Source organism: Citrobacter sp. RHBSTW-01044 (assembly GCF_013781945.1).
Taxonomy (GTDB): Bacteria; Pseudomonadota; Gammaproteobacteria; order Enterobacterales; family Enterobacteriaceae; genus Citrobacter; species Citrobacter braakii.
Window position 1 is genome coordinate 2,626,282 of the sequence record NZ_CP056180.1, and the last position, 15,585, is coordinate 2,641,866.

Here is a 15,585-nt window from a genome sequence, read left to right on the forward strand (position 1 = left end):
ATCCGGTCAGATGTATGCCGAAATAATCCTGGGAATAACTTCATGAGTATCACACTTACGTTTAACGCCGAACGTCGCCAGGCCTGGCGACAACTGGGTTTATGGGGAGATGCTTCGCTTGGCGATTACTGGCACCAAACCGCCAGAGCCATGCCGGATAAAATCGCCGTGGTTGATAATCATGGCGCTTCATATACCTACGCTGCACTCGACGATGCTGCCAGCAGTCTGGCAACCTGGTTTGTAGCCTGCGGGATCCAACCCGGCGATCGCATTGCCTTTCAGTTGCCTGGCTGGTGCGAGTTCACCATTATCTACCTGGCCTGCCTGAAAACCGGGGCCGTTTCCGTACCACTGCTGCCTGCCTGGCGCGAAGCGGAACTGGTGTGGGTACTGAACAAATGCAAAGCGAAGATTTTTTTCGCACCGACGTTGTTTAAACAGACCCGACCGGTCGATCTGATCCTCCCCTTGCAAAACCAGTTGCCGCATCTGCAACAGATTGTCGCCGTAGATAAACTGGCACCGGCCACCGCCTCGCGGGCGTTCAGCCAACTGCTTCAGGCTCCGCCATTAACCCAGGTTATTAACGTTCACGCCGATGAACTGGCTGCCGTGCTGTTTACCTCCGGGACAGAGGGAATGCCGAAAGGCGTAATGTTAACCCACAACAATATCCTTGCCAGCGAACGCGCCTACTGTGCCCGACTCAATCTCACCTGGCAGGATGTGTTTTTGATGCCCGCCCCACTGGGACACGCTACCGGTTTTTTGCATGGCGTTACCGCGCCGTTTTTAATCGGCGCACGCAGCGTATTGTTGGATATATTCACCCCAAGCGCCTGTCTTGAACTGCTCGAGCAACAACGCTGTACCTGCGTGCTCGGTGCAACCCCCTTCGTCTACGACATGTTGTGTAGTCTGGAAAAACGGCCCTGTGATCTCACATCACTACGTTTTTTCTTATGCGGTGGCACCACTATTCCGCAAAAGATTGCCCGTGACTGCCAACAGCGCGGCATTAAATTGTTAAGCATCTATGGTTCGACGGAGAGCTCGCCGCATGCGCTGGTCAATCTCGACGATTCACTTTCACGCATGATGAACACCGATGGATATGCCGCCGCAGGCGTTGAAATTAAAGTCGTCGATGAAGAGCGCAATACGTTGCCTGCAGGGATCGAAGGTGAAGAGGCCTCGCGTGGTCCCAATGTTTTTATGGGCTACCTCGATGAGCCTGAACTAACCGCCCGCGCGCTGGATAAAGATGGCTGGTATTACAGTGGCGACTTATGCCGCATGGACGAAGCGGGATACATCAAAATTACCGGGCGTAAAAAAGATATTATTGTGCGCGGTGGGGAAAACATCAGCAGCCGCGAAGTGGAGGATATTTTATTGCAGCATCCGCGCATTCATGATGCCTGCGTTGTCGCTATGCCAGACGATCGGTTAGGTGAACGGTCGTGCGCTTATGTGGTGCTGAAACCGCCGCATCATTCGCTGTCGCTGGAATCAGTGGTGGCCTTTTTTAGCCGCAAACGGGTGGCAAAGTATAAATATCCGGAACACATCGTCATTGTCGAAACGTTACCGCGCACGGCGTCAGGCAAGGTACAAAAATACCAGCTGCGTCAGGATATCATTCAGCGTTTAAGCGTGGAGAGTGTGGAAAGCGTTGAAGGGTAAAGTACCGGATGGCGATGCTAACACCTCTAATCCGGCCTACGTTGCATACTAACCGTAGGCCGGGTAAGGCATTTACGCCACCATCCGGCATGATGTTACTTCTTCAGTTCAGCCAGGCTCAGCCAGGTCTGCACGACGGTGTCCGGGTTCAGCGACAGACTGTCGATCCCCTCTTCCATCAGCCAGGCGGCGAAGTCTTCGTGATCGGATGGACCCTGACCGCAAATACCCACGTATTTGCCCTGTTTCTTGGCTGCACGAATCGCCATCGACAGCAGCGCTTTCACCGCGTCGTTACGCTCGTCAAACAGTTCAGAAACCACACCAGAGTCACGGTCCAGTCCCAACGCCAGCTGCGTCATGTCGTTTGAACCGATGGAGAAGCCGTCAAAGTACTCAAGGAACTGTTCGGCCAGCAAGGCGTTGGACGGGATCTCACACATCATGATGATCTTCAGTCCGTTCTCACCGCGTTTCAGCCCCTGACGCGCCAGCTCTTCCACTACCGCTTTCGCCTGGGCAACGGTACGGACAAACGGTACCATCACTTCTACGTTAGTCAGGCCCATATCGTTACGGACACGTTTCACTGCGTCACATTCCAGCGCGAAACAGTCGCGGAAGCTATCAGCAATGTAACGGCCCGCCCCGCGGAAGCCCAGCATCGGGTTCTCTTCATGCGGCTCATAACGCTCACCGCCGACGAGGTTGGCATATTCGTTGGACTTAAAGTCTGACATACGCACGATAACGCGTTTTGGATAGAACGCCGCACCCAGCGTAGCGATCCCTTCCGTCAGACGACCAACGTAGAATTCACGCGGGGAATCAAAACCTTTCATCATGCCGCGGATTTCGTTTTGCAGCTCAGGCGTCTGGTCATCGAACTCCAGCAACGCACGCGGGTGTACGCCAATCATGCGGTTGATGATAAATTCCAGACGCGCCAGGCCGACACCTTCGTTTGGCAGACAGGCGAAGTCGAAAGCCCGGTCCGGGTTACCCACGTTCATCATCACCTTCAACGGCAGATCCGGCATGGTCTCCACGCTGGAACTCTTCACGCTGAAGTCGAGCATCTCAGCGTAAACATAACCGGTATCACCTTCGGCACAGGAGACAGTGACTTTCTCACCGTCCTTCATACGCTCGGTGGCATCACCACAGCCAACCACGGCCGGGATCCCCAGTTCACGGGCAATGATCGCCGCGTGACAGGTACGACCGCCACGGTTGGTGACAATCGCCGCCGCTTTCTTCATGATCGGTTCCCAGTCCGGATCGGTCATGTCGGTAACCAGGACGTCGCCAGGTTCGATACGGTTCATTTCGCTGATGTCCTGAATGACTTTGACCGGACCCGCGCCAATGCGGTGACCGATAGCACGACCTTCAGCAATAATTTTACCCTGAGCATGCAGCGTATAACGCTCCATCACCTGGCCGCGCGAGCGCACGGTTTCCGGACGCGCCTGCACAATGAACAGCTTGCCGGTATGACCGTCTTTCGCCCATTCGATGTCCATCGGACGACCGTAGTGCTTCTCGATCTGTACCGCCTGCTTCGCCAGCTCCTGCACTTCTTCGTTGGTCAGGGAGAAAATGTCGCGCTGCTCCTGCGGTACATCTTCAATCGTCACCTGCTTGCCGTGTTCCTGGGTTGGCGCGTAGACCATACGGATTTTTTTCGAACCCATTGTGCGACGGACGATCGCCGGACGGTTTGCCGCCAGAGTCGGTTTGTGCACGTAGAATTCATCCGGGTTAACGGCACCCTGCACGACCATCTCGCCCAGGCCCCATGCGGAAGTGATGAACACCACCTGATCGAAACCGGATTCGGTATCGATGGAGAACATTACGCCGGAAGACGCGAGGTCTGAGCGCACCATCCGCTGAACGCCAGCAGAGAGCGCTACGCCACGATGGTCATAACCCTGGTGAACGCGATAAGAGATTGCTCGGTCGTTAAACAGCGAGGCGAAGACGTGTTTGATAGCAACCAGTACGGCATCAAATCCCTGGACGTTGAGGAAGGTTTCCTGCTGACCGGCAAATGACGCATCTGGCATATCTTCTGCGGTGGCGGAAGAGCGCACGGCAAAAGAGGCATGGGCATCGTCTGCTGACAGCTGCGCGTAGGTATCGCGGACGGCATTTTCCAGCTCCGGCTGGAAAGGAGTGTCGATAATCCACTGGCGGATCTGTGCGCCGGCTTTCGCAAGCTCGGTGACATCGTCAATATCCGTTTTATCCAGCAGCTCATAAATGCGCTGGTTTACACCGCTCTGGTCCAGAAACTGGTTAAACGCATCGGCGGTCGTTGCAAAACCATTCGGTACGGAAACACCCATACCGGAAAGGTTAGTAATCATTTCACCCAGGGAGGCATTTTTGCCCCCAACTCTGTCTACATCATTCATGCCGAGTTGGTTATACCAAAGCACCAGCGGTGACGAGCCATTGTTGGACATCGAACAATCCTTATATATGAACGAGGTTAGGAAACTCAATTTTGCGTAATTATCTTTGCATATTTACTTCAGCGAAAAAAACGGTGAATCGTTCAAGCAACTTTATTTTTTATTTTTTCAGATTGTTTCCGCATTTGCGCAAACCCGCGAGCCACAGGGGATCACCACAAAAACTACCGGTATAAACATTTGTTCCGAAAAATGAAATGTACTTTTCAGTAAATATAAAAACACCGTTTCATTTTACAAAATAGATGCAGCAATATTCGCTTCTGGCGAATTTTAATTTATGCTTTCAGAGAATTATGTCAGCCCCAGGATGAGCAAAATGGATAATGCTGTTGATCGTCACGTATTTTATATTTCTGATGGTACGGCCATCACCGCCGAGGTATTGGGCCACGCGGTAATGTCGCAATTTCCGGTTACGATCAGCAGCATTACGCTGCCGTTTGTGGAAAATGAGAGTCGTGCGCGAGCGGTTAAAGACCAGATTGACGCGATCTATCAACAAACTGGCGTGCGCCCTCTGGTGTTTTACTCAATCGTTTTGCCGGAAATTCGCTCGATCATTTTGCAAAGCGAAGGATTTTGTCAGGATATCGTGCAGGCGTTGGTGGCCCCACTGCAGCAAGAGATGAAGCTCGACCCTACGCCGATCGCCCATCGTACCCACGGCCTGAACCCCGGCAACCTTAACAAGTACGACGCGCGCATTGCCGCCATTGATTATACCCTCGCCCATGACGACGGCATTTCGTTGCGCAACCTCGATCAGGCGCAGGTGATCCTGCTTGGCGTTTCCCGTTGCGGTAAAACCCCGACCAGTTTGTATCTGGCCATGCAGTTTGGCATTCGCGCGGCCAACTACCCCTTTATTGCCGATGATATGGATAATCTGGTGCTGCCAGCATCCCTGAAGCCGTTACAGCATAAATTGTTCGGCCTGACCATTGACCCTGAGCGCCTGGCGGCCATCCGCGAAGAGCGCCGGGAAAACAGCCGTTACGCCTCGATGCGCCAGTGCCGGATGGAGGTTGCTGAGGTGGAAGCGCTATACCGGAAAAACCAGATCCCATGGCTGAACAGTACCAATTATTCGGTAGAAGAGATTGCTACCAAGATCCTCGACATCATGGGGCTGAATCGCCGCATGTACTAGAATGCTAGTGCATTGGTTCGATTTTTTGTTATTATGCTGGCCACCAGGCAGGATGAGTATGATATTGTGATATACATCACTTCCCGGTAGTCCTGCCGTTGAAGCAACAAATTTCTGAGACAAGTAATGAACAGAACCGATGAACTCCGTACTGCGCGTATTGACAACCTGGTCACTCCAGCAGAGCTTGCGCAACGGCATCCTGTTTCGTCCTCCGTCGCCCGTCATGTTACGGACTCCCGACGCCGGATAGAAAAAATATTAAATGGTGAAGACGCTCGTTTACTGGTGATCGTAGGTCCCTGCTCGATTCACGATCTTGATGCCGCCATGGAATACGCGACGCGTTTACAGGCGCTGCGCGAAAAACATCAGGCGCGTCTGGAAATCGTGATGCGCACTTATTTTGAAAAACCGCGCACCGTAGTGGGCTGGAAAGGCTTAATTTCCGACCCGGATTTAAACGGCAGCTACCGCGTGAACCACGGCATTGAACTGGCGCGTAAACTGCTGTTGCAGGTCAATGAACTGGGCGTACCCACGGCAACAGAATTCCTCGACATGGTGACCGGTCAGTTTATTGCCGATTTAATCAGTTGGGGAGCCATTGGCGCACGCACCACCGAAAGCCAGATCCACCGTGAAATGGCCTCTGCGCTTTCCTGCCCGGTCGGCTTTAAAAACGGTACGGATGGCAATACGCGTATTGCCGTCGATGCGATTCGCGCCTCCCGTGCCAGCCATATGTTCCTCTCTCCGGATAAAACCGGCCAGATGACCATTTATCAGACCAGCGGTAATCCTTACGGGCATATCATCATGCGCGGCGGTAAAAAGCCGAATTATTATGCTGAAGATATTGCCGCCGCCTGCGATACCCTGCACGAATTTTCCCTGCCTGAACATCTGGTGGTCGATTTTAGCCATGGCAATTGCCAGAAGCAGCATCGTCGTCAGTTGGACGTTTGTGATGATGTGTGCCAGCAAATTCGCAATGGTTCGACGGCGATTGCCGGGATTATGGCGGAGAGTTTCCTGCGTGAAGGTACGCAAAAAATCGTTAGCGGCCAGCCGCTGGTTTACGGCCAGTCCATTACCGACCCGTGCCTGAACTGGGAAGATACTGAACTGCTGGTTGAAAAACTCGCCTCTGCGGTTGATAGCCGTTTTTAATGCTGTTCGCCGGGTAACATCACGTTGCCCGGTGCTAATCCTTTGTTTTCCCCCTCCTTATTGTACAAAATTTATTCTCGTCACAATTATTTCACAAAAAGGCTTGCCGCAATTTTGCAGTTTGATGATAATGATTATCATTGTTAAATTGATTGTTATTTTTAAAAACTATTCACGTATGGATAACACAACAACGCCCGCAAAAGAAAAAACACCGCCTGCCGTCGCGCCAAACGAGCGCCGAATTGACAGTAAAAGTCTGCTGGGCAAAGAGGGGCGCGTGATCATAGAACACGATGGCCAGCTCTATTTGCTGCGCCAGACACAAGCCGGAAAACTCATTCTGACCAAATAAACACCACTTTTCGCCAGCCACCCAGGTAATACCCAGGCAGCCAGCGCTTTTCGATTTCCTAATGGAGAGTTGCTATGCCACACCTGCACACTGCATCCTTGCGCCCTTCGCTCTTGGCGCTGGCGATTATCAGTAACCTGCCCACCGTCGCGTATGCGGCGGTAGAAGATATGACCGTCACCGCTACCGGCAATGCCCGTAGTGCTTTTGAAGCGCCGATGATGGTCAGCGTGATTGATGCCACCGCGCCGGAAAACCAGACCGCCAGCTCAGCAGCCGACCTGTTGCGTACGGTTCCGGGCCTGACCCTTGACGGCACCGGTCGCACTAACGGCCAGGACGTGAATCTGCGCGGCTACGATCGACGTGGCGTTCTGGTGCTGGTTGATGGCGTTCGTCAGGGAACCGACACCGGACACCTGAACAGTACCTTCCTCGATCCGGCGCTGATCAAACGCATCGAGGTCGTCCGTGGCCCTTCTGCACTGCTGTACGGTAGCGGCGCGTTAGGTGGAGTGATCGCCTATGACACTGCGGATGCCAAAGATCTGCTGGAAGCCGGACAAAACAGCGGTTATCGCGTGTTCGGTACCGCGGCAACCGGCGATCACAGCCTCGGTATGGGCGCCAGCGCGTTTGGTCGCACCGATACGCTGGACGGACTGCTTGCCTGGTCCAGTCGCGATCGCGGTGATTTGCGCCAGAGCGACGGTACTACGGCACCAAACGACGAAGCGATTAACAATATGCTGGCGAAAGGCAGCTGGAAAATTGACAGCGCCCAGACGCTGGCCGGCTCGCTGCGTTACTACAACAATGACGCCCGTGAACCTAAAAACCCGCAAACCAGCGCAGCGGATGCCACCAGCAACCCGATGACCGATCGCTCAACCATCCAGCGCGACGCGCAACTGACCTACTCGATTGCTCCAGCAGACAATGACTGGTTGAACGCGGATGCCCGCATCTACTGGTCCGAAGCACGCATTAATGCGCAAAACACGGATAACACCGGCGAGTTTCGCAAACAAACCACCAAAGGCGGCAAAATCGACAACCGCAGCCGCCTGTTTACCGACTCTTTTGCATCTCACCTGCTGACCTACGGCGGGGAATACTATCGTCAGGAACAACAGCCAGGCGGCGCAACCACCGGTTTCCCGGAGGCAAAAATCGATTTCAGCTCCGGTTGGTTACAAGATGAAATCACCCTGCGCGACCTGGCGGTTACGCTGCTGGGCGGTACCCGTTATGACTCTTATCGCGGCAGCAGCGACGGCTATGAAGATGTCGATGCCGATAAATGGTCGTCCCGCGCCGGGCTCACCGTTGCGCCAACCGACTGGCTGATGCTGTTCGGATCATACGCTCAGGCCTTCCGTGCGCCGACCATGGGCGAGATGTATAACGATGCGAAACACTTCTCGATTGGCCGTTTTTACACCAACTACTGGGTGCCGAACCCTAACCTACGCCCGGAAACCAACGAAACCCAGGAATACGGATTTGGCCTGCGCTTTGACGATCTGTTGATGGCGAGCGATGCGCTCGAATTTAAAGCCAGCTATTTCGACACCAAAGCGAAAGATTACATCTCCACCAGCGTCGACTTCGCCGCCGCGACAACCATGTCCTATAACGTACCCAACGCCAAAATCTGGGGCTGGGACGTGATGGCGAAATATTCCGCCGATCTGTTCAGCCTCGACATGGCCTATAACCGTACGCGCGGCAAAGATACAGACACCGGCGAATACATTTCCAGCATTAACCCGGATACCGTCACCAGCAAACTGAACGTACCGGTTGCGCACAGCGGTTTCTCCGTTGGCTGGATAGGTACATTTGCTGACCGTTCAACGCATATCAGCAACAGCTACACGAAACAGCCCGGTTATGCGGTAAACGATTTCTACGTGAGCTATCAGGGCCAACAAGCGCTGAAAGGCATGACCACCACGCTGGTACTGGGCAACGCCTTCGACAAAGAGTACTGGTCGCCGCAGGGCATTCCGCAGGATGGTCGTAATGGCAAAATTTTCGTGAGTTATCAGTGGTAATCACTTTTCCCCGGTTCGCCGGGGCAGCAATCTGGAAGGAAGAGACAATGAATCATTACACTCGCTGGCTGGAACTGAAGAAAGAAAATCCTGGCAAATACGCACGTGATATTGCGGGATTGATGAATATTAGCGAAGCCGAACTGACCTTCGCGCGCGTCGGTCATGACGCCTGGCGCTTACGGGGCGAAGTGCGTGAAATCCTCGGCGCACTGGAAGCCGTCGGCGAAACCAAATGTATATGCCGCAACGAATATGCGGTGCATGAGCAGGTTGGTGCGTTTACCAATCAGCACCTGAACGGTCATGCCGGACTGGTACTCAATCCGCGCGCTCTCGACCTGCGCCTGTTCCTCAATCAGTGGGCAAGCGTGTTCCATATCAGCGAAACAACCGCCCACGGCGAACGTCAGAGCATTCAGTTCTTTGACCATCAGGGGGATGCGCTGCTGAAGGTCTATGCCACACAGAATACCCTCATTGAGGAATGGGCTGCGTTGCTGACCCGTTTCATCTTCGCTGAAAACCCGCCTCTGGCGCTGCAACCCGCCCCCCCTTCTGCTCCAGCCACCGTCACGGTCGATGCGCAGACCGTGGATCAAGAGTGGCGAGCCATGACCGATGTACACCAGTTCTTCGGTCTGCTGAAACGCCACGATCTCACCCGCCAACAGGCGTTTAACCTGGTGGGCGACGATCTGGCCTGTAAAGTCGCAAATAGCGCTCTGGCGCAGTTACTCGACACCGCGCGCCAGGATGGCAATGAAATTATGGTCTTTGTGGGTAATCGTGGCTGCGTACAGATTTTTACCGGTGTGATAGAAAAACTGGTGCCGATGAAAGGCTGGCTGAACATATTCAACCCGACATTTACCTTACACCTGCTGGAAGAGAGCGTGGCAGAAACATGGGTAACGCGCAAACCGACCGCCGATGGCCACGTCACCAGCCTGGAACTGTTTGCTGCCGACGGCACGCAAATCGCCCAGTTGTATGGTCAACGAACGGAAGGCGAACCGGAGCAGACGCAATGGCGCGCGCAAATTGACGCACTGACGCCGAAGGGGCTGGCCGCATGAAAAAACTGCTGGTCCTGATTGCGCTACTGCCCATCGTCGCGATGGCTGCGTCCAGGGAACGGGTTGTTGCTCTCGGTGGCGATGTCACCGAGATTGTATACGCACTGGGAGCACAGTCTTCCCTTGTGGCTCGAGACAGCACCAGCCAGTGGCCTGAAGCAGCAAACGCCCTACCTGATGTCGGTTATTTGCGCCAACTCAACGCCGAAGGGATCCTTGCCACCCGCCCTACGCTGGTCCTTGCCAGCGCGCAGGCGCAGCCCTCTCTGGCGCTAAAACAGCTCGAACAGAGCAACGTCAGGGTTGTGACGATCCCGGCAAGCAACGCGCTTAATGTGATTGATGAAAAAATTCGCGTCATCGCCGAAGCCACCCATAGGGAGGCCGATGGCGAAACGCTGCGCACCCGCTTACGTCAGGAACTGGCGGCGCTGCCGTCATCTGAACTTAACAAACGCGTGCTGTTTATTCTCAATCATGGCGGGATGACCGCGATGGCAGCGGGCCAGCAAACTGCAGCCGATGCGGCTATTCGTGCCGCCGGTTTGCGCAACGCAATGCAGGGCGTTAACCGCTATCAGCCGCTGTCGCAGGAAGGCGTCATTGCCAGCCAGCCCGATCTGGTGGTGATTTCACAGGACGGCGTTAAGGCGATGGGTGGCGAAGATAACCTGTGGGCGCTGCCGGGCCTGGCGCAGACGCCTGCCGGACGAAATAAACAGGTATTGCAGGTTGACGATATGGCGCTGCTCGGCTTTAGCGTACGCACCCCGCAGGCCATTTTGCAGCTTCGCGCTAAAGCTGAGCAATTGCCCTGATGTCGCGACGTATCCGTTGTTCTTTATGGACACTCGCACTCATGTTGGTCGTGATGACAATTATGGCTACCGGTTTTGGCGCGTTGCGCCTGCCGGTAAGTCTGCTGTGGCGTGATGGCGATGAGGCACTGCGTCAAATCTGGCTCACCATTCGCCTGCCCCGCGTCCTGCTGGCGCTGGTGATTGGCGGTTCTCTGGCGCTCGCGGGCTGCGTGATGCAGGGCCTGTTTCGCAACCCGCTTGCCGATCCGGGATTACTGGGGATAAGCAGCGGTGCCGCCTTCGCCGTCGCCCTGTGGGTAGTGCTGCCGGTCTCTTTGCCCGCGCTGTTGATGCTGTACGCCCCCATGCTGGCCGCTTTTCTCGGTGCGCTGGCGGCAACGGTGGTTATTTTTATCCTTAGCCAACAGCGCGACGCTTCACTCTCACGTCTGCTGTTGGTCGGTATTGCCATCAACGCGCTGTGCGGGGCGGCGGTTGGCGTTCTGTCGTGGGTCAGTAATGACGCGCAACTGCGCCAGCTGTCGCTATGGGGGATGGGCAGTCTGGGGGCCGCGCAATGGTCCACGCTGCTGGCTGTCACTTCATTGACTGTCCCGACGGTGCTGATCATCTGGCGTCTGGCACCGGCGCTGAACCTGCTGCAGTTAGGTGAGGAAGAGGCGCATTACCTCGGTGTAGATGTGCGTACTGTTCAGCGTGTTTTGCTACTTTGTAGCGCACTGCTGGTTGCCGCAGCCGTGGCGGTAAGCGGCGTAATTGGCTTTATCGGGCTGGTTATCCCGCATCTGATGCGCATGTGGCTCGGCTCAGACCATCGGGCCGTTATCCCAGGTTCCGTGCTGGCGGGCGCATTTTTATTGCTGATAGCCGACACGCTGGCCCGTACGGCGGTTGCGCCTGCGGAAATGCCGGTCGGTTTGCTAACCAGTCTTCTGGGCGCACCGTGGTTTTTATGGCTTATTTTTCGTCAACGAGGACCGCATGGCTGAACATTTCATCGCTGAAGGGCTTCACTATCGCGTCGCGGGCAGAGCGGTGATTGACGACGTCTCTCTTGCCCTCGAAAAAGGTGAACTGGTGGCGCTCATCGGCCCAAACGGTGCGGGGAAATCCACCCTGCTGCGCCTGCTGACCGGTTTTCTGAAACCGGCTACAGGGCGCTGCGTGCTGGCGGGTAAATCGCTGGATGAATGGCATAGCCAAACACTGTCGCGGCATCGGGCGGTGATGCGCCAGCAAACACAACTGGGATTTGACTGGCCGGTAGAGGCCGTCATCGCGATGGGGCGTGCGCCCTGGACCCAGCGGTCGGAACCTCGACTTATCGCTCAGGTGATGGAAATGACCGGATGTACACCGCTGGCGGGCCGGCAATACGCCGCGCTTTCCGGCGGCGAACAACAGCGAGTACAGTTAGCCCGTGCACTGGCGCAACTTTGGTGCGACGGCGCGCCTCGCGGCTGGTTATTCCTTGATGAACCTACCTCTGCGCTGGATCTTTACCACCAGCAGCATCTGTTGCGCTTGCTGAAGACGCTTACCGCTTCACAAGAGCTGCATGTGTGCATTGTGCTTCACGATCTGAATCTCGCCGCACTGTGGGCAGACAGAATAGTGTTGCTGCACAACGGCAGGCTGGTGTCGCAGGGAACGCCAGAGGCCGTGTTACAGGCCGATGACCTGAAGCGCTGGTATGGCGCCCAGGTACACGTTGGCCAGCATCCGGCCAACGGATCCCCGCAGGTGTTTCTGGCCCCTTAGCTTGAACAGCTCACCTCCAGCCGTTTGCCCCAGTCAGGTGGACGGCTGACATACTCATCATCACGATCGACAAATGGGGTACGCAACGCTTCGTGTAACCGATGCAGCTCGGCGTAATCCCCCTGCTCTGCCTGATTAATCGCCCGTTGCGCCAACCAGTTACGCAATACCATCGCCGGATTAGCCGCCTTCATCTGCGTTTGTCTGACTGAGTCGGCAATGTTGTCTTGCTGCAGGCGTGAGCGATACCGCGTGAACCAATCGTCAAACGCTGCGCGATCGATAAACTCATCGCGCAGCGGGGATTGCGCGCTGTGTTGTTCCGTCTGACTGAGCATGCGAAACGTTCGCGTATAGTCGCTTCTTTCCCGCGCCATCAGGTTAAACAGTTCACTAAGCAGTTCGTTATCGTTTTTTTGCTCGCTAAAGAAGCCAAGCTTTTGTCGCATCCGCTGACCGTAGCGAGTTAACAGCGCCAGTTGATAACTGTCCAGCGCATCATTAAGCGCCTCGACCGGGATAAATGGCGACAGAGTTTGCGCCAGACGTTGCAGGTTCCAAAGCGCCGCGGCCGGTTGATTATCGAAACTGTATCGCCCCTGGTTGTCTGAGTGGTTGCAGATAAAATCGGGCACGTAGTCATCAAGGAAACCGAATGGGCCGTAATCCATCGTCAGTCCCAGAATCGACATGTTGTCCGTGTTCATGACACCATGCGCAAATCCCACCGCCTGCCAGTCCGCGATTAACGTCGCAGTACGCGTGACAACATCGTTAAACCACAGCTGATACTTATCGGCTTCTTCCTGCCATTGCGGCCAATAATAGCGAATCGCAAAGTCAGCCAACTGGCGCACTTTTTCCGGCTCGCGGCGATAGTAAAAATGCTCAAAATGGCCAAAGCGCATATGGCTTTGCGCCACGCGAATGAGCATCGCCCCTGATTCTACCGTTTCGCGATACACCGGCGTGTCGCTGGTAACAATCGACAATGCCCGCGTAGTCGGTATTCCCAGGTAATGCATCGCTTCGCTGGCCAGGCTTTCGCGAATTGTCGAGCGCAGTACGGCGCGACCATCCCCCATACGGGAATAAGGCGTAAGTCCGGCGCCTTTCAGGTGCCAGTCACACATTGAGCCGTCAGCGAGCTGTTGTTCGCCCAACAGGATCCCGCGTCCATCGCCAAGCTGGCCCGCCCAGACGCCAAACTGATGTCCGCTATAAACTTGCGCTAAAGGCGACATCCCGGGAAGCAACGATTCACCGCCCCAAACACCGGCTCCGGTCGGAATATCAAATAGCGTCTCTGGAATAGCTAATTGCTCCGCCAGCGCAGCGTTATGCCAGATCAGGCGCGCGTTTTTCAGGGGAGTGGGTGAAAGTGCTGTATAGGTTGCTGGTAATTCATCACGCCAGCGGGTGGTAAAAGACAGGGTCATAGGGCCTCCTGTCTCTAGTGTAGACTGTTAAAAGCCTGTTAAACACCAGCAAATATGAGGGTTATATCTTCGCGAGCGAAATTATCTGCGCGGGGGGCACAGCAGGCCACAGCGCGCCCTGCATGGCGCTGAATCCCAGAGGCAGTACGCGCGCTAACATCTCGGGTGTATCAATACCGCTAATGATAATTGACTCACTGCTGGGAAATAGCTGTGCCAGGATAGCCCGCATAAATGGCTCAAACGAAATATGTGTAATCCTTTGTTGAACAAAGTTTTTATCGAGCACGACGCGTTTGAACAGCCCATCAAAAATTGCTCGGTTTGATATGCCGCCAGCACCATAGTTTGTCAGTACTAATGGAAATCGCGCCGCCAGTGCTGCCAGCGTTGGATTCGCTTTTCCATTATTTAACTCTGGATAGTTTTCATTAATAGCCAGTTCCAGAAATGACAATCGTTCAACTTGTGAAGCAAATTTAGCATCTGATAATAAAGTATTAGCAATTGCCGGCGTTAAATTAATCCAGGCAGAAACCTTTCGTTGAATAAAAAAATGTTGGCACGTTTCGATTAATTCAAGCTTTTCGGTAAATAAGCGACATTGCTCTTCGTCCGACATCCGAGGTAGGACCAGCTCGGTGGGTATACGCACATCCGCCTGCGCACTGGCAAAACTGGTAATGATATCTACGTATTCAAGATCGCCTTTTTCGTTTCTCGCAGGGAGAAAAGAGAACTCTGAATGGTAAAGAGTATCCATTGAAACAATCATCGTGCCAGCCCCTCTGCATAGGTGTTATCCGGCATCCTGTAGCAAAGGATGGAGAAATACGTTATTGCTGATGCAAGTAGAGGCCCTTTCATTTTTCCCTTTATAGCCAGTAAATCGAATCCTTTTTTTTAGCTTATCCTGATTATAAGCGAATATCCAGCTTTGCACTTTTTAATATCTCGGAATAAATCATATTTTTAGCAAGATACGCTCTTAATGTTCAGGAGTATTGTCCGGCTGGCGGCAGAAATAAGAAGTTACTAACAAATGGAAATGTCGAGGCTGCTCAGCCGTAGGCAGCCTCGTGACTGATGAGGATTAAATACGTCGCGCCTGCCAAAAGTTTTTGCGCCAGTAAACGTTGTCCAGTGACGAGCGCATCACACCACGGCTGGTTGAGGCATGAATAAATTGATTATTGGTGTCGTAAATTCCGACATGCAGACCGCTTTCCCCAGAACCGGTTTTAAAGAACACCAGATCGCCGGGCAGCAAATCATCTTTATCAATTTCGGTACCAATCTTTGATTGCGTGCGGGTATCACGCGGGAGTTGCAGATCGAATTTATCGCGCATTGTCATCAATACAAATCCAGAACAATCCACTCCGCTACGGCTCATGCCGCCATAACGATAGGGTGTGCCATGCCAGGTTTGTAGCTGGTCATTAAGCCCGGCGATAACGGCGATAGAATCCGACAAGCGGGCATTTGGCGCAGGAGCACGATGGCTGCTGCAGCCCGCCAAAAACAATGCTGTGATGAAAAGAAGCCAAAAGCGCATTCAGGACGAATCCT

Annotated in this window: 13 protein-coding genes; 9 read left to right on the plus strand and 4 right to left on the minus strand. The window is 54.2% G+C overall.

Going from position 1 to position 15,585, the window contains the following annotated elements; genetic code table 11:
• The first annotated feature begins 42 nt into the window (after window positions 1–42).
• Window positions 43–1,689, plus strand: coding sequence for a medium-chain fatty-acid--CoA ligase (gene fadK / locus HV352_RS12680; RefSeq protein ID WP_016156350.1), 1,647 nt, complete (start codon window positions 43–45; stop codon window positions 1,687–1,689).
• A 95-nt stretch (window positions 1,690–1,784) separates the two neighbouring features.
• On the opposite strand, the gene ppsA is transcribed toward fadK, so the two are convergent.
• The gene (ppsA, locus tag HV352_RS12685; protein ID WP_181634792.1) at window positions 1,785–4,163 is read right to left on the minus strand and encodes a phosphoenolpyruvate synthase; all 2,379 of its coding nucleotides are present in this window, start codon (window positions 4,161–4,163) and stop codon (window positions 1,785–1,787) included.
• A 328-nt stretch (window positions 4,164–4,491) separates the two neighbouring features.
• On the opposite strand from ppsA, the gene ppsR reads away from it, so the two are divergent.
• From ppsR to HV352_RS12725, 8 genes are all read left to right on the plus strand, one after another.
• Entirely contained in the window at window positions 4,492–5,325 is an 834-nt protein-coding gene (gene ppsR, locus HV352_RS12690) for a posphoenolpyruvate synthetase regulatory kinase/phosphorylase PpsR (protein ID WP_016152884.1), read from the plus strand.
• 126 nt (window positions 5,326–5,451) lie between these two features.
• Entirely contained in the window at window positions 5,452–6,498 is a 1,047-nt protein-coding gene (aroH, locus tag HV352_RS12695) for a 3-deoxy-7-phosphoheptulonate synthase AroH (RefSeq protein ID WP_016152883.1), read from the plus strand.
• 124 nt (window positions 6,499–6,622) lie between these two features.
• Complete coding sequence (hemP, locus tag HV352_RS12700; protein WP_016156349.1) at window positions 6,623–6,853, plus strand: hemin uptake protein HemP; 231 nt, start codon at window positions 6,623–6,625, stop codon at window positions 6,851–6,853.
• A gap of 74 nt (window positions 6,854–6,927) precedes the next feature.
• Window positions 6,928–8,913: a TonB-dependent hemoglobin/transferrin/lactoferrin family receptor gene (locus HV352_RS12705; protein WP_181634793.1), complete on the plus strand. Its 1,986-nt coding sequence runs from the start codon at window positions 6,928–6,930 to the stop codon at window positions 8,911–8,913.
• 47 nt (window positions 8,914–8,960) lie between these two features.
• A complete protein-coding gene (gene chuS, locus HV352_RS12710; protein ID WP_016152880.1) occupies window positions 8,961–9,992 on the plus strand; it encodes a hematinate-forming heme oxygenase ChuS in 1,032 nt (343 codons plus the stop codon).
• Window positions 9,989–10,810, plus strand: coding sequence for a hemin ABC transporter substrate-binding protein (locus HV352_RS12715; protein ID WP_101700822.1), 822 nt, complete (start codon window positions 9,989–9,991; stop codon window positions 10,808–10,810). Before chuS ends, HV352_RS12715 begins: the two co-directional genes overlap by 4 nt.
• Window positions 10,810–11,802 (plus strand): iron ABC transporter permease, encoded by a 993-nt coding sequence (locus tag HV352_RS12720; RefSeq protein ID WP_149380947.1) that lies wholly within the window; start codon window positions 10,810–10,812, stop codon window positions 11,800–11,802. Before HV352_RS12715 ends, HV352_RS12720 begins: the two co-directional genes overlap by 1 nt.
• Window positions 11,795–12,574 carry a heme ABC transporter ATP-binding protein gene (locus tag HV352_RS12725; protein WP_181634794.1) on the plus strand — a complete coding sequence of 260 codons (780 nt, stop codon included), beginning with the start codon at window positions 11,795–11,797 and terminating at the stop codon, window positions 12,572–12,574. Before HV352_RS12720 ends, HV352_RS12725 begins: the two co-directional genes overlap by 8 nt.
• On the opposite strand, the gene selO is transcribed toward HV352_RS12725, so the two are convergent.
• From selO to HV352_RS12740, 3 genes are all read right to left on the minus strand, one after another.
• On the minus strand, window positions 12,571–14,013 hold the full coding sequence (gene selO, locus HV352_RS12730) for a protein adenylyltransferase SelO (RefSeq protein ID WP_181634795.1): 1,443 nt from the start codon (window positions 14,011–14,013) through the stop codon (window positions 12,571–12,573). The genes HV352_RS12725 and selO overlap by 4 nt on opposite strands.
• A gap of 61 nt (window positions 14,014–14,074) precedes the next feature.
• On the minus strand, window positions 14,075–14,788 hold the full coding sequence (locus HV352_RS12735) for an EAL domain-containing protein (protein WP_181634796.1): 714 nt from the start codon (window positions 14,786–14,788) through the stop codon (window positions 14,075–14,077).
• Between the two features lie 318 nt (window positions 14,789–15,106).
• Window positions 15,107–15,571, minus strand: a complete 465-nt coding sequence (locus HV352_RS12740) for an NlpC/P60 family protein (protein WP_003832591.1) — start codon at window positions 15,569–15,571, stop codon at window positions 15,107–15,109.
• Window positions 15,572–15,585: the final 14 nt, after the last annotated feature.

Coding starts and splice junctions, on each gene's coding strand:
- HV352_RS12720 (WP_149380947.1), top strand. CDS start 10,810: ATGTCGCGACGTATCCGTTGTTCTTTATGGACACTCGCACTCATGTTG.
- chuS (WP_016152880.1), top strand. CDS start 8,961: ATGAATCATTACACTCGCTGGCTGGAACTGAAGAAAGAAAATCCTGGC.
- HV352_RS12705 (WP_181634793.1), top strand. CDS start 6,928: ATGCCACACCTGCACACTGCATCCTTGCGCCCTTCGCTCTTGGCGCTG.
- ppsR (WP_016152884.1), top strand. CDS start 4,492: ATGGATAATGCTGTTGATCGTCACGTATTTTATATTTCTGATGGTACG.
- selO (WP_181634795.1), bottom strand. CDS start 14,013: ATGACCCTGTCTTTTACCACCCGCTGGCGTGATGAATTACCAGCAACC.
- HV352_RS12725 (WP_181634794.1), top strand. CDS start 11,795: ATGGCTGAACATTTCATCGCTGAAGGGCTTCACTATCGCGTCGCGGGC.
- ppsA (WP_181634792.1), bottom strand. CDS start 4,163: ATGTCCAACAATGGCTCGTCACCGCTGGTGCTTTGGTATAACCAACTC.
- HV352_RS12735 (WP_181634796.1), bottom strand. CDS start 14,788: ATGATTGTTTCAATGGATACTCTTTACCATTCAGAGTTCTCTTTTCTC.
- HV352_RS12715 (WP_101700822.1), top strand. CDS start 9,989: ATGAAAAAACTGCTGGTCCTGATTGCGCTACTGCCCATCGTCGCGATG.
- aroH (WP_016152883.1), top strand. CDS start 5,452: ATGAACAGAACCGATGAACTCCGTACTGCGCGTATTGACAACCTGGTC.
- HV352_RS12740 (WP_003832591.1), bottom strand. CDS start 15,571: ATGCGCTTTTGGCTTCTTTTCATCACAGCATTGTTTTTGGCGGGCTGC.
- fadK (WP_016156350.1), top strand. CDS start 43: ATGAGTATCACACTTACGTTTAACGCCGAACGTCGCCAGGCCTGGCGA.
- hemP (WP_016156349.1), top strand. CDS start 6,623: ATGATAATGATTATCATTGTTAAATTGATTGTTATTTTTAAAAACTAT.